The sequence below is a fragment of the Burkholderia sp. 572 genome (assembly GCF_040545135.1).
Classification (GTDB): Bacteria; Pseudomonadota; Gammaproteobacteria; order Burkholderiales; family Burkholderiaceae; genus Burkholderia; species Burkholderia cepacia.
On record NZ_JBEPLH010000008.1, the window covers coordinates 101007 to 120326 of the forward strand.

Annotated in this window: 15 protein-coding genes; 12 read left to right on the top strand and 3 right to left on the bottom strand. The window is 68.4% G+C overall.

Annotation, left to right across the window (positions count from 1 at the left end):
- Positions 1-61: 61 nt before the first annotated feature.
- Positions 62-1588, bottom strand: coding sequence for a mannose-1-phosphate guanylyltransferase/mannose-6-phosphate isomerase (locus ABIC51_RS16835; protein WP_146252585.1), 1527 nt, complete (start codon positions 1586-1588; stop codon positions 62-64).
- A 428-nt stretch (positions 1589-2016) separates the two neighbouring features.
- Between ABIC51_RS16835 and ABIC51_RS16840 the strand changes: the two genes are divergently transcribed.
- From ABIC51_RS16840 to ABIC51_RS16885, 10 genes are all read left to right on the top strand, one after another.
- Positions 2017-3390 (top strand): undecaprenyl-phosphate glucose phosphotransferase, encoded by a 1374-nt coding sequence (locus ABIC51_RS16840; RefSeq protein ID WP_027791025.1) that lies wholly within the window; start codon positions 2017-2019, stop codon positions 3388-3390.
- Between the two features lie 73 nt (positions 3391-3463).
- Complete coding sequence (locus ABIC51_RS16845) at positions 3464-4876, top strand: UDP-glucose dehydrogenase family protein (RefSeq protein ID WP_027791026.1); 1413 nt, start codon at positions 3464-3466, stop codon at positions 4874-4876.
- A 30-nt stretch (positions 4877-4906) separates the two neighbouring features.
- Positions 4907-5350 (top strand): low molecular weight protein-tyrosine-phosphatase, encoded by a 444-nt coding sequence (locus ABIC51_RS16850; protein ID WP_027791027.1) that lies wholly within the window; start codon positions 4907-4909, stop codon positions 5348-5350.
- Complete coding sequence (locus tag ABIC51_RS16855) at positions 5344-6522, top strand: polysaccharide biosynthesis/export family protein (RefSeq protein WP_027791028.1); 1179 nt, start codon at positions 5344-5346, stop codon at positions 6520-6522. The genes ABIC51_RS16850 and ABIC51_RS16855 overlap by 7 nt, the downstream gene beginning before the upstream one ends.
- A 50-nt stretch (positions 6523-6572) precedes the next feature.
- Positions 6573-8798: a polysaccharide biosynthesis tyrosine autokinase gene (locus ABIC51_RS16860; RefSeq protein WP_027791029.1), complete on the top strand. Its 2226-nt coding sequence runs from the start codon at positions 6573-6575 to the stop codon at positions 8796-8798.
- Positions 8799-8862: 64 nt separating this feature from the next.
- Positions 8863-9822: a glycosyltransferase family 2 protein gene (locus ABIC51_RS16865; RefSeq protein ID WP_027791030.1), complete on the top strand. Its 960-nt coding sequence runs from the start codon at positions 8863-8865 to the stop codon at positions 9820-9822.
- Between the two features lie 49 nt (positions 9823-9871).
- Positions 9872-11008 (top strand): glycosyltransferase family 4 protein, encoded by a 1137-nt coding sequence (locus ABIC51_RS16870; RefSeq protein WP_175898100.1) that lies wholly within the window; start codon positions 9872-9874, stop codon positions 11006-11008.
- Between the two features lie 10 nt (positions 11009-11018).
- On the top strand, positions 11019-12485 hold the full coding sequence (locus ABIC51_RS16875; RefSeq protein WP_059693905.1) for an O-antigen ligase family protein: 1467 nt from the start codon (positions 11019-11021) through the stop codon (positions 12483-12485).
- Positions 12482-13666 carry a glycosyltransferase family 4 protein gene (locus tag ABIC51_RS16880; protein WP_048022243.1) on the top strand — a complete coding sequence of 395 codons (1185 nt, stop codon included), beginning with the start codon at positions 12482-12484 and terminating at the stop codon, positions 13664-13666. Before ABIC51_RS16875 ends, ABIC51_RS16880 begins: the two co-directional genes overlap by 4 nt.
- Positions 13666-14832: a glycosyltransferase family 4 protein gene (locus ABIC51_RS16885; RefSeq protein WP_027791034.1), complete on the top strand. Its 1167-nt coding sequence runs from the start codon at positions 13666-13668 to the stop codon at positions 14830-14832. Before ABIC51_RS16880 ends, ABIC51_RS16885 begins: the two co-directional genes overlap by 1 nt.
- A 130-nt stretch (positions 14833-14962) precedes the next feature.
- Here the strand turns inward: ABIC51_RS16885 and ABIC51_RS16890 are convergent, their stop codons facing one another.
- Positions 14963-16198: an MFS transporter gene (locus ABIC51_RS16890; protein ID WP_175898099.1), complete on the bottom strand. Its 1236-nt coding sequence runs from the start codon at positions 16196-16198 to the stop codon at positions 14963-14965.
- A 153-nt stretch (positions 16199-16351) separates the two neighbouring features.
- Here ABIC51_RS16890 and ABIC51_RS16895 point away from each other — a divergent pair, with 153 nt between their 5' ends.
- Both ABIC51_RS16895 and ABIC51_RS16900 read left to right on the top strand, forming a co-directional pair.
- Positions 16352-16822, top strand: coding sequence for a winged helix-turn-helix transcriptional regulator (locus ABIC51_RS16895; protein WP_027791036.1), 471 nt, complete (start codon positions 16352-16354; stop codon positions 16820-16822).
- Positions 16823-16890: 68 nt separating this feature from the next.
- On the top strand, positions 16891-17826 hold the full coding sequence (locus tag ABIC51_RS16900) for a hypothetical protein (RefSeq protein WP_175898098.1): 936 nt from the start codon (positions 16891-16893) through the stop codon (positions 17824-17826).
- Positions 17827-17836: 10 nt separating this feature from the next.
- On the opposite strand, the gene ABIC51_RS16905 is transcribed toward ABIC51_RS16900, so the two are convergent.
- The gene (locus ABIC51_RS16905; RefSeq protein WP_226128854.1) at positions 17837-19285 is read right to left on the bottom strand and encodes an MFS transporter; all 1449 of its coding nucleotides are present in this window, start codon (positions 19283-19285) and stop codon (positions 17837-17839) included.
- Positions 19286-19320: the final 35 nt, after the last annotated feature.

Below are 19320 nucleotides of genomic sequence, written 5' to 3' on the forward strand. Positions count from 1 at the left end.
CCATGCCTGCCTGCATCGCCCGGGGCGCCGCCGTCGAAGCGGCGCCCCGGGCGCACGTGTATTACTGGCGGCCGTAGGTATCGTCGAAGCGGACGATGTCGTCCTCGCCGAGATACGCGCCCGACTGCACTTCGATCAGTTCGAGCGGCATCTTGCCCGGGTTCTCGAGGCGATGCGACACGCCGAGCGGGATGTACGTCGATTCGTTTTCGGACAGCAGGAACGTTTCGTCGCCGCGCGTGATGCGCGCGGTGCCGCGCACGACGATCCAGTGTTCGGCGCGGTGATGGTGCATCTGCAGCGACAGTCGCGCACCCGGTTTCACGACGATGCGTTTCACCTGGAAGCGTTCGCCCATGTCGACCGAGTCGTAGTGGCCCCACGGGCGATGTACCTTGCGGTGATCGGACGCTTCCGCGCCGCGTTGCGCCTTGATGCGCCCGACGATTTTCTTCACGTCCTGCACGCGCGACTTGTCCGCGACGAGCACGGCGTCGGGGGTTTCGACGACGACGAGGTTCTGCGTGCCGACGCAGGCGACGAGCCGGCTTTCCGAATGCGCGAACGTCGATTCCGCGTCTTCGAGCAGCACGTGGCCGCGGCCGACGTTGCCGGCTTCGTCCTTCTCCGAGATCTGCCAGATCGCATCCCACGAGCCGACGTCCGACCAGCCCGCGTCGAGCGGCACGACGACGCTCTCGCACAGTTGCGGCAGGCTCGCGAGCGGCTCCATCACCGCGTAGTCGATCGAGTTCGACGGCGACGCGGCGAATGCATCGCGATCGACGCGGAAGAAATCGCCGTCGGCCTTGCCCTGGGCGACGGCCTGTTCGCAGGCCGCGTGGATCGCGGGTTCGAGCTGGTTGATCGCCTTCAGCCACACCGATGCGCGCACGATGAAGATCCCGCTGTTCCACCAGTATTCGCCCGATGCGACGTACTGCCGAGCGAGTTCGAGATGCGGTTTCTCGACGAAACGATCGAGGCGGCGCACGTCGAGGCTGCCCGTCGCGGCGTCGCCGAGCGGCGCGCCGACGCGGATGTAGCCGTAGCCGGTTTCCGCGTGCTTGGGCACGATGCCCATCGTCGCGATCCGGCCTTGCTTCGCGCAGTGCACGCCGGCCGCGACCGCGGCGTGAAAGCGCGGCAGGTCGGCCACCGCATGGTCGGCCGGCATCACGGTCATGATCGCGTCGTTGCCGTCGGCGACGAGCCGCAGCGCGGCGAGCGTCAGTGCGGGCGCGGTGTCGCGGGCGATCGGCTCGAGCATGATCGATGCGGACTTGCCGGTCAGGCGCAGCTGTTCGGCGGTCGTGAAGCGGTGATCCTCGCCGCATACGATCAGCACGTCGTCGGTCAGCGGATGATCGCCCGCCAGGCCGTCGAGGCGCAGCGCGGTCGACTGCAGCAACGAATGTTCGCCGAGCAAGCCGATCAGCTGTTTCGGAAAGCGCTCGCGCGACATCGGCCACAGGCGCGTGCCGGAGCCGCCGGCGAGAATCACCGGTTGCACGGCGACGCGCGTGCCGGCGGCGGGTGCGGCGGAAGGGGAATGGCGCGTTTCGGCAGCCACGGCCGGAGCATTCATGTTGACACTCTCCACGGTTGAAGTCAGTGCCTGCCGTTGTAGCATGAAGTAAATCGACAATAAAACCGGGCCCATTGCCTGATATTCGCCGGGCATTCACCGGGAAGAATTTTCCTCGCCAGCATCCGGTGCAAATAAAAAAGTAAAAAATAAATCGGTGAATCGGCTGGTGTTGACCGTCCGCAAAGGGTGAGCGGAAACCGTAAAGCTTCCGAAAAATTCCCGATTCGCGATCATTTCGGGAAAAGCTGCCGATTTAATTCAAAAACTACGCAGCAAGAATTTCCGATTATTTTTCGAAATACTTGTGCGCTTGAGGCGGAATTTTCTTACCGCTTCAATAGCGTCATGCAACGTTTGAATCGAATGTGCGGCACGGGTCGCACAAGGAGCTGTTCGGCAAACGCCTGTTCAAAGAGGAAGCAGACATGTTGAGCGTGCTGGCGAGAGTCATCGATATCGCGATGGTCGTAGCGGGGGCGCTGATCGCCGCCGCACTGCACGACGGCAGCATCTGGCTCAACGACCTGCAGCGCACGACGGTGCTGTTCGACTGCCTGCTCGTCGTCGTGTTCTTTCCGGCCATCGGCATTTACCAGTCGTGGCGCGGCAAGCGTCTCGTCGGGCTGGTGGGCCGGGTTGCGTTCGCATGGCTCGTGGTCGAGCTCGCGGGCATCCTGATGAGCTTCAGCTTCCACCAGTCGGGCGACCTGTCGCGGCTGTGGCTGGGTTACTGGGCGCTCGTGACGATGGCGCTGCTCGCCGGCTCGAAAACCTGCGTGCACGTCGTGCTGCGGCAGCTGCGCCGAGGCGGCTACAACCTGAAGGCGGTCGCGATCGTCGGCGGGACGCCGGCGGCGCGGCGGCTGATCGCGCAGATGCGGGCGCGGCCGGAGGCCGGTTTCAACCCGGTGTGCGTATACGACGAAAGCGAAGCGCCGGGCGAGGTCGCGCTCGACGACGTGCGCATCGAGCGGCAGTTCGAATCGCTGGTGTGGCTGGTGCGCAGCCGCGCGATCAGCGAGCTGTGGCTCACGCTGCCGATCACGGAGGAACGCCGGATTCACCAGATCGTGACCGTGTTCCGCCACGACTTCGTCAACATCCGTTTCATCCCGGACGTGCGCACGCTGTCGTTCTTCAACCAGGAAGTGGTCGAGGTGCTCGGCGTGCCGGCGATCAACCTCGCGGCGTCGCCGATCACCGATGTGCGGATCCTGCCGAAGTTCGTGTTCGACCGGCTGTTCGCGCTGGCCGCGCTCACCGCGCTCGCGCCGGTGATGGTGCTGATTGCCGGCCTGATCAAGCTGACGTCGCGCGGGCCGGTGTTCTTCCGCCAGAAACGCAAGGGCATCGACGGGCACGAGTTCGAGATCTACAAGTTCCGCTCGATGAAGGTGCACCAGGAAGTGGCCGGGCAGGTCACGCAGGCGACCAAGAACGACTCGCGCGTGACGCCGGTCGGCCGGTTCCTGCGCCGCACGAGCCTCGACGAGCTGCCGCAGTTCATCAACGTATTGAAGGGCGAGATGTCGGTCGTCGGCCCGCGCCCGCATGCGCTCGCGCACGACGACATCTACAAGGATCTCGTCAAGGGCTACATGTTCCGCTACCGGATCAAGCCGGGCATCACCGGCTGGGCGCAGATCAACGGCTTTCGCGGCGAGACCGACCAGATCGAGAAGATGATGGGGCGCGTGAAGCTCGATCTGTACTACATGCAGAACTGGTCGTTCTGGCTCGACATCAAGATCGTCGTGCTGACGCTCTGGAAAGGCTTCACCGGCAGCAACGCGTACTGAGTACCGAGGCCGCGCCACGCAGGCATCGCGGTTTTACGAATTTCGAATCATTGGTCAAGAGGTCCGACACATCATGAATCTGACTATCATCGGCAGCGGTTACGTAGGTCTTGTCACCGGCGCCTGTCTCGCCGACATCGGGCACGACGTGTTCTGTCTCGACGTCGACCAGGCAAAGATCGACATCCTGAACAACGGCGGCGTGCCGATCCACGAGCCGGGCCTGAAGGAAGTGATCGCGCGCAACCGCTCGGCGGGCCGCCTGCGCTTCTCGACCGATATCGAGGCCGCGGTCGCGCACGGCGACGTGCAGTTCATCGCGGTCGGCACGCCGCCCGACGAGGACGGCTCGGCCGACCTGCAATACGTGCTCGCGGCGGCGCGCAACATCGGCCGTTACATGACGGGCTTCAAGGTGATCGTCGACAAGTCGACGGTGCCGGTCGGCACGGCCGAGCGCGTGCGCGCGGCGGTGGCCGAGGAGCTCGCGAAGCGCGGCGGCGACCAGATGTTCTCGGTCGTGTCGAATCCGGAATTCCTGAAGGAAGGCGCGGCGGTCGACGATTTCACGCGGCCGGACCGCATCGTGATCGGCTGCGACGACGACGTGCCGGGCGAGCGCGCGCGCGAGCTGATGAAGAAGCTCTATGCGCCGTTCAACCGCAACCACGAACGCACGCTGTACATGGACGTGCGCTCGGCCGAGTTCACGAAATACGCGGCGAACGCGATGCTCGCGACCCGCATCTCGTTCATGAACGAGCTGGCGAACCTCGCCGACCGTTTCGGCGCGGACATCGAGGCCGTGCGCCGCGGGATCGGCTCCGATCCGCGCATCGGCTATCACTTCCTGTATGCCGGCTGCGGCTACGGCGGCTCGTGCTTCCCGAAGGATGTCGAGGCGCTGATCCGCACGGCCGACGAGCACGGGCAGGCACTGCAGATCCTGAAGGCCGTGTCGTCGGTCAACGCCACGCAAAAGCGCGTGCTCGCCGAGAAGATCGTCGCCCGCTTCGGCGAGGACCTGACCGGCCGCACGTTCGCGATCTGGGGCCTCGCGTTCAAGCCGAACACCGACGACATGCGCGAAGCGCCGAGCCGCGAGCTGATCGCCGAGCTGCTGTCGCGCGGGGCGCGCATCGCCGCGTACGACCCGGTCGCGCAGGAGGAAGCGCGCCGCGTGATCGCGCTCGATCTCGCCGATCACCCGAGCTGGCTCGAGCGCCTCTCCTTCGTCGACGACGAGGCGCAGGCCGCGCGCGATGCCGACGCGCTCGTGATCGTCACCGAATGGAAGATCTTCAAGAGCCCCGACTTCGTCGCGCTCGGCCGCCTGTGGAAAGCGCCGGTGATCTTCGACGGCCGCAACCTGTACGAGCCGGAGACGATGACCGAGCTGGGCATCGAATACCACCCGATCGGCCGGCCGGGCTCGCGCCAGGCCGTCGCCGCGCGTGTGCCGGGCACCGCGCCCGCGAGCGCGTAACCCGTTTCCCGTCACTCGTTACGAGACGCCATGTTCCGGAACATCCTGATCGTCTGTCACGCGAACGTCTGCCGCAGCCCGGCAGCGGAAATGCTGTTCAAGTCGCACGCCGCGTCGCGCGGCGGCCCGCGCCCGACGTTCCATTCGGCCGGCGTGCATGCGAACGACGGCGACGGCATCGATCCGGTGATGCGGCAGCTGCTCGCCGAGCGGGGCGTCGATGCGACGACCCACCGCTCGCGGCGGCTGTCGCGCCGGATCGTGCGCGACGCCGACCTGATTCTCGTCAGCGAGCGCGGACAGATCGCGGCCGTCGAAAAGGTCGATCCGTTCGCGCGCGGCAAGGTCCACCTGCTCGGCAAGTGGGAAGGGGCCGAGATTGCCGACCCGCACGGCGGCCCCGAGGCCGATTACCGCGAGAGCTACTCACTGATCGAACGTCTGGTTCAAGGATGGCTACAGAAACTATGCTGAAACGCCCGATGCGCCCGGTGGCGCTTGCCGTCGCGCTGACGACCTTCCTGTCAGCCTGTGCAACCGCGCCCGGCAACTACCTCGACTCGTCGAACCTGAAGGACGAAGGCCGCCAGCAAGCGGCCGAGACCTATCCGGTTCATTACATCGACGCCAAAGTGGTGATGGACCAGCTGCAGAAGGCGCAGGTCGACCATCCGCTGCCGCCCGGACGCTATACCGATCCGTCGCAATACGTGTACCGCATCGGGCCGCAGGACATCCTCGGCGTCACCGTCTGGGACCACCCGGAGCTGACGACGCCGCAGGGCCAGTCGTTCTCGAGCGGCGGCAACACGACGCAGACGATCGCGGGCGCGCTGCAGCAACCCTATTCGTCGTCGCTGCCGGGCCAGGCCGATCCTTATGGCCAGACGGTGGCCGCCGACGGCACGATCTTCTTCCCGTTCGTCGGCCGCATCCACGTGGCGGGCAAGACGATCGCGCAGACCCGTGACGAGCTGGCCACGCGACTCGCGCGTTACGTGAAGAATCCGCAGCTCGACGTGCGCGTGCTGTCGTTCCGCAGCCAGAAGGTGCAGGTGACCGGCGAAGTGAAGACGCCGGGCCCGCTCGCGATGAGCGACGTGCCGCTGACGCTGGTCGACGCGATCTCGCGTTCGGGCGGCTCGACCACCGACGCCGATCTGCAGCGCGTGCGCCTGACGCGCGACGGCAAGCTCTACACGCTCGACGCGAACGGCGTGCTCGACCGCGGCGAGGTGCGGCAGAACGTGATGCTGCAGCAGGGCGACATCATCAACGTGCCGGACCGCAGCGACAGCCGCGTGTTCATCATGGGCGAGGTCAAGACGCCGGTCACGGTGCCGATGCTCAAGGGCAAGCTGACCATCGCCGACGCGTTGACGGCCGGCGGCGGCATCCTCGATACCGACGCGAACCCGCGCAAGATCTACGTGATGCGCGGCATGCGCGACAACCCGACGAAGCCTGAAGTGTTCCGTCTCGACATGACGCAGCCCGATGCGCTGATGCTGTCGAGCCGCTTCCCGCTTCAGCCGCTCGATGTGGTCTACGTCAGCACGGCCAGCTCGGTGCAGTTCAACCGAGTGCTGCAGCAGGTGTTGCCGACGATCCAGACGATCTTCTACATGCGGCAAATCACGCGCTGATAGCCCGCCGGGGCGGTACCTCCGCCCCGGCACCACTCAAGCGGGAACGAATGGTGAACACGCAAGCGAAACACTCCTACGCGGATCTGTCCGTGAAAACCGAGGAAGAGGACGTCGTCCTCGGCCAGTTGCTCCAGGTGATCATGGACGACATCTGGCTGCTGCTCGGCATCGCGGTGACGGTCGTCGCGCTCGCCGGCCTCTACTGCTACGTCGCGAAGCCGGTGTACCAGGCCGACGTGCACGTGCGGGTCGAGAGCAACGACAACACGTCGCAGGCGCTCACGCAGACGCAGACCGGCGCGACGATCAACTCCGGTCCGCAGCAGGCGCAGACCGATGCGGAAATCGAGATCATCAAGAGCCGCGGCGTCGTCGCGCCGGTGGTCGACCAGTTCAAGCTGAATTTCTCGGTCGTGCCGAAGACGCTGCCGCTGATCGGCAGCCTCGCCGCGCGTGTCGCGACGCCGGGCACGCCGTCGCGGCCGTGGCTCGGCCTGCAATCGTATGCATGGGGCGGTGAAGTCGCCGACGTCGATTCGATCAGCGTCGTGCCCACGCTCGAAGGCAAGAAGCTGACGCTGACGGCCGGCCCGAACGGCACCTATTCGCTCGTCGACCAGAACGGCACGCGGCTGCTGTCGGGCCAGGTCGGCGAATCGACGCAGGGCGGCGGCGTGACGCTGCTCGTGTCGAAGCTCGTCGCGCGCCCCGGCACGCAGTTCACGGTGGTCCGCTACAACGATCTCGACGCGATCAGCGGCTTCCAGGCCGGCATCCAGGTGACCGAGCAGGGCAAGCAGACGGGCGTCGTGCAGATCTCGCTCGAAGGCAAGGACCCGGACCAGACCGCCGCGATCGCGAACGCGCTCGCGCAGTCGTACCTGAACCAGCACGTGGTCGCGAAGCAGGCCGAAGCGACCAAGATGCTCGACTTCCTGAAGGGCGAGGAACCGCGCCTGAAGGCCGACCTCGAACGGGCGGAAGCCGCGCTGACGCAGTACCAGCGCACGTCGGGCTCGATCAACGCGAGCGACGAGGCGAAGGTCTACCTCGAGGGCAGCGTGCAGTACGAGCAGCAGATCGCCGCGCAGCGCCTGCAGCTCGCGTCGCTCGCGCAGCGCTTCACCGATTCGCACCCGATGGTGATCGCCGCGAAGCAGCAGCTCGCCGAGCTGCAGGGCGAGAAGGACAAGTTCAGCAACCGCTTCCGCAGCCTGCCGGCCACCGAAGTGAAGGCCGTCCAGCTGCAGCGCGACGCGAAGGTCGCCGAGGACATCTACGTGCTGCTGCTGAACCGCGTGCAGGAGCTGTCGGTGCAGAAGGCCGGCACGGGCGGCAACATCCACCTCGTCGACTCCGCGCTGCGTCCGGGCGCCCCGGTCAAGCCGAAGAAGGTGCTGATCCTGTCGGCCGCGGTGTTCCTCGGGCTGATCCTCGGCACCGGCGTCGTGTTCCTGCGCCGCAACCTGTTCCAGGGCATCGAGGACCCCGACCGCATCGAGCGCGCGTTCAACCTGCCGCTGTACGGGCTGGTGCCGCAAAGCGCCGAGCAGGTGAAGCTCGACGCGGCGGCCGAGAAGAGCGGCAGCCGCACACGGCCGATCCTCGCGAGCCTGCGTCCGAAGGATCTGAGCGTCGAGAGCCTGCGCAGCCTGCGCACCGCGATGCAGTTCGCGATGATGGACGCGAAGAACCGCGTGATCGTGCTGACGGGCCCGACGCCCGGCATCGGCAAGAGCTTCCTGACGGTCAACCTCGCGGTGCTGCTCGCGCATTCGGGCAAGCGCGTGCTGCTGATCGACGCCGACATGCGCCGCGGCCTGCTCGACCGCTACTTCGGCCTCACCTCGCAGCCGGGCCTGTCCGAGCTGCTGAGCGACCAGTCGGCGCTCGAGGACGCCGTGCGCGAGACGCCGGTGCAGGGCCTGTCGTTCATCTCGGCCGGCACGCGCCCGCCGAACCCGTCGGAGCTGCTGATGTCGACGCGCCTGCCGCAATACCTCGAAGGGCTCGGCAAGCGCTACGACGTCGTGCTGATCGATTCGCCGCCGGTGCTGGCGGTGACCGACGCGACCATCATCGGCCGCATGGCCGGCTCGACGTTCCTCGTGCTGCGCTCGGGCATGCATACCGAAGGCGAGATCGCCGACGCGATCAAGCGCCTGCGTACCGCGGGCGTCGATCTGGAAGGCGGGATCTTCAACGGCGTGCCGCCGAAGGCGCGCGGCTACGGCCGCGGTTATGCGGCCGTGCATGAATACCTGAGCGCCTGATCCGAATCGCACGTAACCGGGCGGGCCGCGCGTGCCGCCTGCCCGGCCGACAGGAGAACCAACGATGAAAATTTCCGTGCTCGTTCCGACCTATCGGCGCCCCGCCGACCTCGCGCGCTGCCTGCTGGCGCTGCAGCGGCAGCAGCGGCTGCCCGACGAGGTGATCGTCGTCGCGCGCCCGGAGGACGATGCCACGCACGAACGGCTCGCCGATCCGGCGGTCGGCGGCGCGCTGCCGCTGCGCATCGTGCCGGTCGATGTGCCGGGCCAGGTCGCCGCGCTGAACAAGGGGCTCGACTCGGCGAACGGCGACATCGTCGCGATCACCGACGACGACGCGGCGCCGCATCCCGACTGGCTCGCCCGCGTCGAGTCGGCGTTCGAGGCCGACCCGCGCGTGGGCGCGGTCGGCGGCCGCGACTGGGTGCACGAGAAGGGCCGCGTGCTCGACGAGTCGCGCGAGCTCGTCGGCCAGCTCACGCTGTCCGGCAAGATCGTCGGCAATCATCACCTGGGCGTCGGCGGCATGCGCGAAGTCGACATGCTGAAAGGCGCGAACATGAGCTACCGCCGTGCCGCGATCGAGCGGCTGCGCTTCGACACGCGGCTGCGCGGCGCCGGTGCGCAGGTGCACAACGACATGGGTTTCAGCATGCACGTGCAGCGTGCCGGCTGGAAGCTCGTCTACGACCCGGCGATCGCGGTCGATCATTTTCCGGCGGAACGCTTCGACGACGACCGGCGCGATGCCGCGTCGCTGAATGCGATCAGCAACGGCGCATACAACCTGCACCTGATCCTGCGCGAGCACCTGCCGCCCGTGCGGCGCGAAATCGCGTGGTGGTGGTGGACGCTGGTCGGTACGCGCGTCTATCCGGGCCTTGCGCACGTGCTGCTGTCGCTGCATACGGCGAAGCGCGAGCGGATCCGCGAGCACTGGCGCGCGGTGCGCCGCGGCGCGCGCGATGCCCGCCGCGCGAACCTTGCCCCCCACCGTGCGGCGATGCCGCCGGTGACGTCTTGAACGAGCCGCGCGCGCAACGCCGCGCGGCCGAACCCGGAGAAGGGCTCGAATGACTGCAACCAAGGTCCATGTCCATCTGTTCCACGGCGCCGATCCGCGTACCTACCGGAAAGGCGAGAACATCGGCTGCCTGTACGGCTATCACCACGCCGAATCCGACGAATTCCGGCTGACCTATTCGCAGGACGGCGGCGAGAGCCGCGTCGCCAGCCTCGTGCGCCGCGCGCTGAAGGCGGCGCTCGGCTTCGACGTCGTGCATGCATGGCGCAACCGTGCCGCGCTGCTGAACACCGACGTGATCTGGACGCACACGGAGCAGGAGCACCTTGCGGCGTCGCTGATCCTGAAGCTGGCCGGCGAGCAGGGCAAACGTCCGCTGCTGCTCGCGCAGAGCGTGTGGCTGTTCGACAAGTGGGGCAGCTTCGGCGGCCCGCGCCGCTGGCTGTACCGCAAGCTGATCGCGCGCGCCGACGCGCTGACCACGCTGGCCCGCGACAACGCCGACCTGTGCCGCCGTTATCTCGGCCGCGAAGCCGAGTTCGTCTACTACGGGCTGAACACGCAGGATTTCCCGATCGTCGAGCCGCAGCAATGGCAACCGAACCGGCCGCTGCGGATCGCGGCGATCGGCAACGACCGCGACCGCGACTGGCGCACGTTCCTCGCCGCGTTCGGCGGCGACGCGCGCTACGACGTGCGGCTGGCGACCCGGCGCCGCGTGCCGCGCGAGTGGCATGCGCCGAACGTGAAGATCGGCTCGGCGTCGGGGCTCGCGAAGCAGCACGAACTGTACGCATGGGCCGACGTGATCGTCGTGCCGCTGCGGCCGAATTTCCACGCGTCGGGCATCACCGTGATGCTCGAGGCGGCCGCGGTCGGCAAGCCGATGATCGTGTCCGACGTCGGCGGGCTCAGCGACTACTTCCCGCACGATACGGCCGCCTATGTGCCGGCCTTCGACGCACAGGCGATGCGCCAGGCCGCCGATCGCTTCGCGGCCGATCCGGTCGCGGCGCTGGGCTGCGCGCAGGCCGCCGCTGCGTGCCTGCGCGAGCGCGACCTGACCACGCAGGCGTTCGCCGAGCAGCACGTGCGGATCACGCGCGACATGCTGCGCCGGCGCCGGACGCCGGCGGCGGCGGGCCTGGCGATGCCGCTCGCGGATTCGCGCCCGTCGTCGCGGTGAGAGCGGATCGATGAGTACGATTGCCGCCGAACGCGCACCGTCGCGCCGCCGCAACTGGCTGCCCGAGCGGAAGCACTGGGTCGGGCAGGCCGGGCTGTGGTCCTTCACCGCCGCGCTGATCGCCATTCACCAGGGCAAGGTGCTGACGCTCGCGTTTCCGGTGCTGGCCATCGCGGTCGGCATCTGGCTGTATTTCAAGAGTCCGGCGCGCTACGTCGGCTTCATGTGGTGGGTGTGGTTCCTGAGCCCTGAAGTGCGGCGTCTCGCCGACTGGTCGAAGGGCGCGTTCACGCCGACGAGCCTGATCCAGGTCGCGCCGCTCGCGGTGACGATGATCGCCGGCCTGGGTTTGATCCGGCATTACCGCGTGCTCGCACAGCGGCGCGGAATCCCGATCCTGCTGATGCTGTTCGGGCTCGCGTACGCGTACCTCGTCGGGATCGTATCGAGCGGCGTGATGGCCGCGACCTACGACCTCGCGAACTGGGTGTACCCGGTGCTGATCGGCTTTCACATCATGGTCAACGCCCGCGACTATCCCGAATACCGCGACGTGCTGCTGTCCACGTTCATGTGGGGCATGCTCGTGATGGGCCTGTACGGCGTCGTGCAGTACTTCGTGATGCCGCAGTGGGACGTGCTGTGGATGATCGGCTCCGACATGGGTTCGCAGGGCGAGCCGGTGCCGTACGGCGTGCGCGTGTTCAGCACGATGAACTCGTCCGGGCCGTTCGCGTTCGCGATCATGGGCGCGCTGGTGTTCGTGTTCGCCGCGCCGCAGAAGATCCGCTGGTTCGCGGGCGCGGCCGGCTTCGTGTCGTTCGCGCTGTGTCTCGTGCGCTCGACCTGGGGCGGCTGGGTGATCGCGCTCGCGATCCAGCTCGTGCAGTCGAGCAACCGCGTGCGGATGCGGATCCTGATCAGCGGCGTCGTGCTGGTCGGGCTGTGCGTGCCGCTCCTGACCGTCGGGCCGGTGGCCGACCGTCTCGGCGCGCGTCTGCAGTCGATCACGAACCTGAAGGACGACCGCAGCTACGACGACCGCAACAAGTTCTACGCCACCTTCGCGCAGACGGCGTTCACCGACGTCGCCGGCGAGGGGATGGGCGCGACGGGGGCATCCACGAAGCTGTCGAGCGACAGCGGCGAGCTCGGCAAGTACGGCAGCTTCGACAGCGGCGTGATGAACGTGCCGTTCGTGCTCGGCTGGCCCGGCACGCTGCTGTATCTCGCCGGCGTCGTGATGCTGTTCGGCCGCACGCTGCGTGCGGCATTCAAGCTGCGCAATGACAAGTTCGTCGGCGCGTGCCTGAGCCTGTGCCTGTCGACCTTCGCGATGCTCGTGTTCACGAACTCGCTGATCGGCACGGGCGGCCTGCTGATGTTCACAGCCATTTTTTCGATACTAGCCGCGGCGCACTGGCAAAAGGCACAACGCCTGCTGGCCGCCGCGCATTCACGGGGAGGCGACCATTGAGAATCGCGATCGTCACGCACGTCGTGCGACATAACGACGGCCAGGGCCGCGTCAATTACGAAATCGCGCGCGCGGCGCTGGCCGAGAACTACGAGGTCACGCTGGTCGCGTCGCACGTTGCGCCCGAGCTGCTGGCCGACCCGCGCGTGCGCTGGGTGCCGGTGAAGGTCGGCGGCTTCTGGCCGTCGAATCTCGTCAAGCAGCAGGTGTTCGCGCTGAAGAGCGCGGCCTGGCTGCGCGCGCACCGCAGCGAATACGACGTGCTGCACGTGAACGGCTTCATCTCGTGGATCAAGGCCGACGTGAATACCGCGCACTTCGTGCACGGCGGCTGGTTCAAGAGTCCGTACTACCCGTTCGGGCCGACGAAGGGGCTGTGGTCGGCCTATCAGTACGTCTATACGCGCGTGAACACCACGCTCGAGCGCTGGGCGTACAAGCGGTCGCGCGCGATCACCGCCGTGTCGCAGAAGGTGGCCGACGAGATCGCCGGGCTCGGCATCGACAGCCGCAAGATCAGCGTGATCTACAACGGCGTCGACGGCAGCGCGTTCGCCGGTGCGCAGGCCGACCGCGCGGCGTTCAAGCTGCCGGACGACGCGTTCCTGCTGCTGTTCGTCGGCGACCTGCGCACGCCGCGCAAGAACCTCGGCACGGTGCTGAAGGCGCTGACGAAGCTGCCCGCGAACGTGCACCTGGCGGTGGCCGGTTATCTGCCCGGCAGCCCGTATCCGGAAGAGGCGCGCGCGCTCGGCATCGATGCGCGCGTGCATTTCCTCGGCCTCGTGAAAAACATGCCGACGCTGATGCGCTCGGTCGACGCCTACGTGTTCCCGTCGCGCTACGAAGCGATGAGCCTGTCGCTGCTGGAGGCGATGGCGGCCGGGCTGCCGGTCGTCACCGCGCGTACGGCGGGCGGCGCCGAAATCATCACGCGCGAATGCGGGATCGTGCTGGAGGACCCCGACGATCCGGCCGCGCTCGCGCAGGCGATCGGCTCGCTCGCGGCGTCGCGCGACACGTGCCGCGCGATGGGCGACGCGGCCCGCGAATTGATGACCCGTTTCGGCTGGGCGCACATGGGCGCCCAGTATGTCGCGCTCTACCGGCGCATCGGCCAACCCACGCAGCCGTCCGCCTTCGAGCGGGTCGAGCATGCAGTGACGCAGGAGCAATCGTAATGTCCCACTCTTCCCGGCCGATCAAATCGTTGCAGATCGGCATGCACTGGTTCCCCGAACGCGCGGGCGGCCTCGACCGGATGTACTACTCGCTCGTCGGCGCGCTGCCGGGCGCGGGCGTCGAGGTGCGCGGGCTCGTCGCCGGCTCGCAGAAGGTCGCCGACGACACGGGCGGCGCGATCCAGGGCTTCGGCCCCGCATCGGAGCCGCTCGCGCGCCGCATGCTCGCCGCGCGGCGCGCGCTGCGCGAGGAGATCCGCAGCGAGCGGCCGGACGTGATCTCGTCGCACTTCGCGCTGTACACGTTCCCGGGCCTCGACGTCACGCGCGGGATTCCGCAGGTGTCGCACTTCCAGGGGCCGTGGGCCGATGAGAGCCAGGTCGAGGGCGCCGCGTCGCTCGGCCAGCGCGCGAAGCGTTATCTCGAGCAGGCCGTCTATACGCGTTCGTCGCGGCTGATCGTGCTGTCGCAGGCGTTCGGCCAGATCCTGACGAACCGCTACGGGATCGATCCGTCGCGTGTGCGCGTGATTCCCGGTTGCGTCGACACCGCGCAGTTCGACACGCCGCTCACGCCCGCCGAGGCGCGGCACAAGCTGCAACTGCCGCAGGACCGGCCGATCGTGCTGGCCGTGCGCCGGCTCGTGCGGCGCATGGGGCTGGAGGACCTGATCGACGCGATCGGCCTCCTCAAGCACCGTCACCCGGACGTGCTGCTGCTGATCGCCGGCAAGGGCAAGATCGGCGAGGAACTGCAGCAGCGCATCGATGCGGCAGGCCTGCAGGACAACGTGAAGCTGCTCGGCTTCGTGCCGGATAACCATCTCGCCGCGCTGTACCGCGCGGCGACGGTCAGCGTCGTGCCGACGGTCGCGCTCGAAGGCTTCGGGCTGATCACCGTCGAATCGCTTGCGTCCGGCACGCCCGTGCTGGTCACGCCGGTCGGCGGGCTGCCGGAGGCGGTGGCCGGGCTGTCCGACGATCTCGTGCTGCCGTCCACCGGCGCGGACGCGATCGCGGAAGGGCTCGGTGCCGCGCTGTCGGGCGCGATCACGCTGCCCGACGAGGCCGCGTGCAAGCGCTATGCACGCGATCATTTCGACAACGCGGTGATCGCGCGGCGCGTGGCCGGCGTGTACGAAGAGGCGATCCGGGCGGCAGGTTGAGCGCCCGTGGCGCGCGATCTGCGCGCCGAACGGGAAGCCGAACCGGCGCGCGTGCGCGGCCGGTTCGCGTGCCGGCCGCCTGCGCAGGGCCGGCTGATCCCTCCCATCCGATGCGCGACACCGGCACGCGTCACGCGCGCCTGAGCGTCGCGGCCCAGACGCCGAGCGCCGCCACGCTCACGACCGCGCCGAGCACGCAGACGCCCGCCCATCCGGCGCGCGCATACATCATCGTCGATGCAATCGCGCCGAGCCCGCTGCCGGCCGAATAGAACAGCATGTAGCAGCCGACGAGGCGCGCATGCGCATCGGGCCGCGTGCCGAGGATCATGCTCTGGTTGACGACGTGGACGGCCTGCCCGCCGACGTCGAGCAGCACGATGCCGACCACCAGCCATGCAATCGACGAATCGCCGAACGCGAGCGGCAGCCACGAGCACGCGAGCAGCGCGAGCGCGGCGCCGGTCGTCGCTTCGCCGCGCCCGCGATCCGCGAGCCGGCCCGCGCGGGCGGCGGCCGCCGCGCCCAGTGCGCCGACGAGGCCGAAGGCGCCGATCTGCGTATGCGACATCGCGTGCGGCGGCGCGCTCAGCGGCAGCACCAGCGCGCTCCAGAAGATGCTGAATGCCGCGAACATCAGCAGCGCGATCGCGCCGCGCACGCGCAGCACGCGTTCGTCGCGCAGCAGCGACACCATCGATCGCAGCAGCGCCGCGTAGCCGATGCGCTCGCGCGGCCCGTTCTCGTCCGGCAACAGTCGCGACAGCACGACGAGCATGGCGATCGCGAGCGCGCCGGATACCAGATAGACGGCCCGCCAGCCCGCGATGTCGGTGACGACGCCGGCCAGCGAGCGTGCGGCCAGCAACCCGACCACGACACCGCCTTGCGCGGCACCCACCACGCGCCCGCGTTCGCCGGCGCCCGCGAGCGCGGCCGAGCAGGCGATCAGCCCTTGTGTCATCGCGGTGCCGAGCAGCCCGACCGCGACCATCCCTGCCAGCAGCGCGATGCGCGTCGACGATGCGGCGACGCCGATGCAGGCCGCCGTCAGCAGCAGAAGCTGCACGGCGATCAGGCGCTTGCGGTTCAGCAGGTCGCCGAGGGGCACGACGAACAGCAGCGCGAGCGCACAGCCGAGCTGCGTCGCGGTGATGACGCCGCCGACGGCCGCCTGCGACACGCCGAAATCCCGCGCGATCGAATCGAGCAGCGGCTGCGCGTAGTAGACATTCGCGACACTGGCCGCGCAGCAGACGGCCAGCGATGCCACGCGCGCCGTGGACAGGGTGCCGACCGCGGCCGGATGCGCGGCAGGCGCGGATGCGTTCGATGCAACGGTGCCGGAACGACAGGAAGACGCCATGGATTTCCTCGCGCAAAGTAGTTGCAAATTGAAACTGGTGTGAGTGTAGGAAAAGTGGTTTTAAAATGCAACCTGTTGTGCGGCGGGCGAGACGTCCGTGCACGGATGGCCGGCGTTGCCGCGAAGGCGGCCGGCGCGATTGCGGAGAGGCATATGGCCAGGCAGAAAAGTCTTGCGGATTCGCCGTGCCCGGTGGCACGGGCGACCGATATCGTCGGCGATCGCTGGGCATTGCTGATCGTGCGCGATGCGTTCGACGGGGTGCGCCGGTTCGGCGATTTCCGCGCGAGCCTCGGCGTCGCGAGCAACATCCTGTCCGACCGGCTCAGGATGCTCGTGGATGCGGGCGTGTTCGACGTCGTGCCGGCGTCGGACGGCAGCGCGTATCAGGAGTACGTGCTGACCAGGAAGGGCGAAGGGCTGTTCCCGGTGATCGTGATGCTGCGGCAGTGGGGCGAGGCGAACCTGTTCGCGCGAGGCGAGCCGCATTCGGTGCTGGTCGACCGCCAGACGGGGCGCGCGATCCGCAAGCTCGCGCTGCGCCACGACGACGGCCGGCCGGTGAAGGCGGGCGAGACGGTCGTGAAGAAGGTCGGCGACGAAACGGGCGCACGGCGGCGATGAGCGTCGTGCGCGACGGCTGCACGGTCGGATAGACTGTCGCGATCGTCGCCGACCGGAACTGCATCGCCATGTCCCATCCGCTGGATTCCGCCGCTTATCGGCTGTTGCTCGACCTGCAGCGGCGCATTCACGACTTCTGCGAGCGCGAGGGCGCCGAGGACGGGCGCGACCATGCCGATCCCGCGGAGCCGCTGTGGCAGACCGATTTCAACCATGTCACCGTCGCGCCGATGCGGGCGGGGTTGCACGTCCGGTACTTCGGCGGCGCCTGGGAGGAACCGTTCGACTGGACGCTGCAGTGTCTGGCGTTGCGGGACGTCGCGGATCTCGTGACCGACCTCGCGTTCAGCGGCATCGACGAAGGGGCGAACGGCACGCGCGAATGGGATTTCGGGCCGCTGCTCGATTCGGATGCGCGCTTCCCGATGCTGCGCTCGCTGTATGTGCGGCCGACCGAGCCGGCCGATCACAACCAGTCGATGATCGTGCGTCGCGACCTGATCATGCAGGAGGGCGGCGAGATTGCCCGCTTTGCCGCGAAGGCGCCGTTTCTCGCCGAGCTGACGGTGCCGAACGCGCCCGATGCGCGCTTCTTCGATGTGCCGCTTGCGCATCTCGAGCGGCTGCGCATCGGCGGCGGAGACGACACGCAGCAGTTCATCGACCATCTGGCGGACTGCGACAACCTGCCGTCGCTCGGCTGGCTCGATTTCTCCGAGTCGACCGCCTTGCATTCGACGTGGAAACGCGAGCGCGCCGCCGGCAGCGTGACGTCGTTCGACGCCTACGAGCGCTTGCTGAAGAGTCGCGCCGGCCAGCGGCTCCGCACGCTAATGCTGAGAAACACCTGTCTCGACCGGGAGGCGCTCGAAGCGCTGCAGGCGCTGCATCCGCGGCTGTCGTTCATGGTGATCCAGGCCGGCAGCGGCGGTTACGTGAGTCACTTCAAGGACAACGTGTTTCCGTGGCGTCACCTGATCCAGCGGGACCCCGGCGACGCATGACCGCAGCCGTTCAATCGGCCACCGGCACGGCCTGACGCACTGACGATGCGCCGCGATGCGCATCGGGCCGCACCAGCGTCGCGAGCAGTGCGGCGGCGACCAGCAGCGCGACCGACACGGCCGTTTCGATCCGCAACCCGTCCACGACCTGCGCCGCGCCGCCGCCGCTGGCGAGTGCGCCGAACGCGGCCACGCCCATCGCGCCGCCGGCCTGCCGCGCGGTATTCAGCACGGCCGACGCGATGCCGGCCCGTTCGGGCGCGACCGACGCGAGCACGGCGGTCGTCATCGCCGGCACCGCGAAACCCATGCCCGACGGAATCAGCAGGAACGGCACGAGCAGGATGGCCAGCGGCGTCGACGCGTCGATGAAGTGCAGCGATCCGTAGCCGAGCGCGGCGACGAGCGCGCCCGCCAGCATCGGCGCGCGCGGGCCGTGACGCGCCACGACGCGGCCGCTCGCGAGGTTCGACAGCAGGAAGCCGCCCGTCAGCGGCAGGAACGTGAGGCCGGCCTGCAACGCCGATTCGCCGCGTGCGCGCTGCAGGTACAGCGCGAGCACGAACACGGTGCCGTAGTACGTGAGGTTCACGCAGATCCCGAACAGCACGGCCGCGCTGAACGTGCGATGGCGGAACAGCGACAGCGGCAGCATCGGCGTGGCCGTCCGCGTTTCCACCGCGACGAATGCGAGCGCGGCGAGCGCCGCCAGCGCGAAACCGCCGGCGACGACCGGATGCGTGAAGCCGAGCGGACGCCATTCGATCACGGCGCCGGTCAACGCGGTCAGCATCGCGATCGCGATGAACTGGCCGCGCAGGTCGAGTGCGCGGACGGAGCGGGATGGCGCGGCCGGCGTTGCCGCCGCACGGCACGCAGGTATCCATGCAAAGGCGGCCGCCAGCCCGGCTGCACACAGCGGCAGGTTCACGAGGAAGATGCCGCGCCAGCCCCACGCCGCGATCAGCAGGCCACCGACGACCGGGCCGGCCGCGATCGAAATCGACCCGGCCGCCGTCCACCAGCCGACGGCCCGCGCGCGCAGGCGCGGGTCGTGCCGGCACGCGTCGTTGAGCAGCGCAAGCGAATTGGGCAGCATCGCCGCGGCGCCGACGCCTTGCAGTGCGCGCGCCGCGATCAGCATCGCGGGCGCGCTCGCGGCGCCGCATGCGAGCGACGCGAGCGCGAACAGCACGAGGCCGGCGATGTACAGGCGGCGCGGGCCGAAGCGGTCGCCGAGCGCGCCGCCCGACAGCATCAGTACCGCGAACGCGAGCGTGTACGCATCGACGACCCACTGCAGGCCGGCGACGGGCAAGCGCAGGTCGCCGGCGAGATGCGCGAGCGCGATGTTGACGATCGTCACGTCGAGCTGCGTGACGACGAAACCGGTGCTGACGGTCGCGACGACGCGGGCGAGCGCGGGCGGGAAGGCGGGAGAGGGGATGGTCGTGTCCATGCGCCAATCGTAGGGCGCGGCCGGCCGGCGATGTT

Bases quoted from the DNA above. Each gene is read 5' to 3' on its own strand.
- ABIC51_RS16835 (WP_146252585.1), bottom strand. From the start codon at position 1,588: ATGAATGCTCCGGCCGTGGCTGCCGAAACGCGCCATTCCCCTTCCGCC.
- ABIC51_RS16840 (WP_027791025.1), top strand. From the start codon at position 2,017: ATGTTGAGCGTGCTGGCGAGAGTCATCGATATCGCGATGGTCGTAGCG.
- ABIC51_RS16845 (WP_027791026.1), top strand. From the start codon at position 3,464: ATGAATCTGACTATCATCGGCAGCGGTTACGTAGGTCTTGTCACCGGC.
- ABIC51_RS16850 (WP_027791027.1), top strand. From the start codon at position 4,907: ATGTTCCGGAACATCCTGATCGTCTGTCACGCGAACGTCTGCCGCAGC.
- ABIC51_RS16855 (WP_027791028.1), top strand. From the start codon at position 5,344: ATGCTGAAACGCCCGATGCGCCCGGTGGCGCTTGCCGTCGCGCTGACG.
- ABIC51_RS16860 (WP_027791029.1), top strand. From the start codon at position 6,573: ATGGTGAACACGCAAGCGAAACACTCCTACGCGGATCTGTCCGTGAAA.
- ABIC51_RS16865 (WP_027791030.1), top strand. From the start codon at position 8,863: ATGAAAATTTCCGTGCTCGTTCCGACCTATCGGCGCCCCGCCGACCTC.
- ABIC51_RS16870 (WP_175898100.1), top strand. From the start codon at position 9,872: ATGACTGCAACCAAGGTCCATGTCCATCTGTTCCACGGCGCCGATCCG.
- ABIC51_RS16875 (WP_059693905.1), top strand. From the start codon at position 11,019: ATGAGTACGATTGCCGCCGAACGCGCACCGTCGCGCCGCCGCAACTGG.
- ABIC51_RS16885 (WP_027791034.1), top strand. From the start codon at position 13,666: ATGTCCCACTCTTCCCGGCCGATCAAATCGTTGCAGATCGGCATGCAC.
- ABIC51_RS16890 (WP_175898099.1), bottom strand. From the start codon at position 16,198: ATGGCGTCTTCCTGTCGTTCCGGCACCGTTGCATCGAACGCATCCGCG.
- ABIC51_RS16895 (WP_027791036.1), top strand. From the start codon at position 16,352: ATGGCCAGGCAGAAAAGTCTTGCGGATTCGCCGTGCCCGGTGGCACGG.
- ABIC51_RS16900 (WP_175898098.1), top strand. From the start codon at position 16,891: ATGTCCCATCCGCTGGATTCCGCCGCTTATCGGCTGTTGCTCGACCTG.
- ABIC51_RS16905 (WP_226128854.1), bottom strand. From the start codon at position 19,285: ATGGACACGACCATCCCCTCTCCCGCCTTCCCGCCCGCGCTCGCCCGC.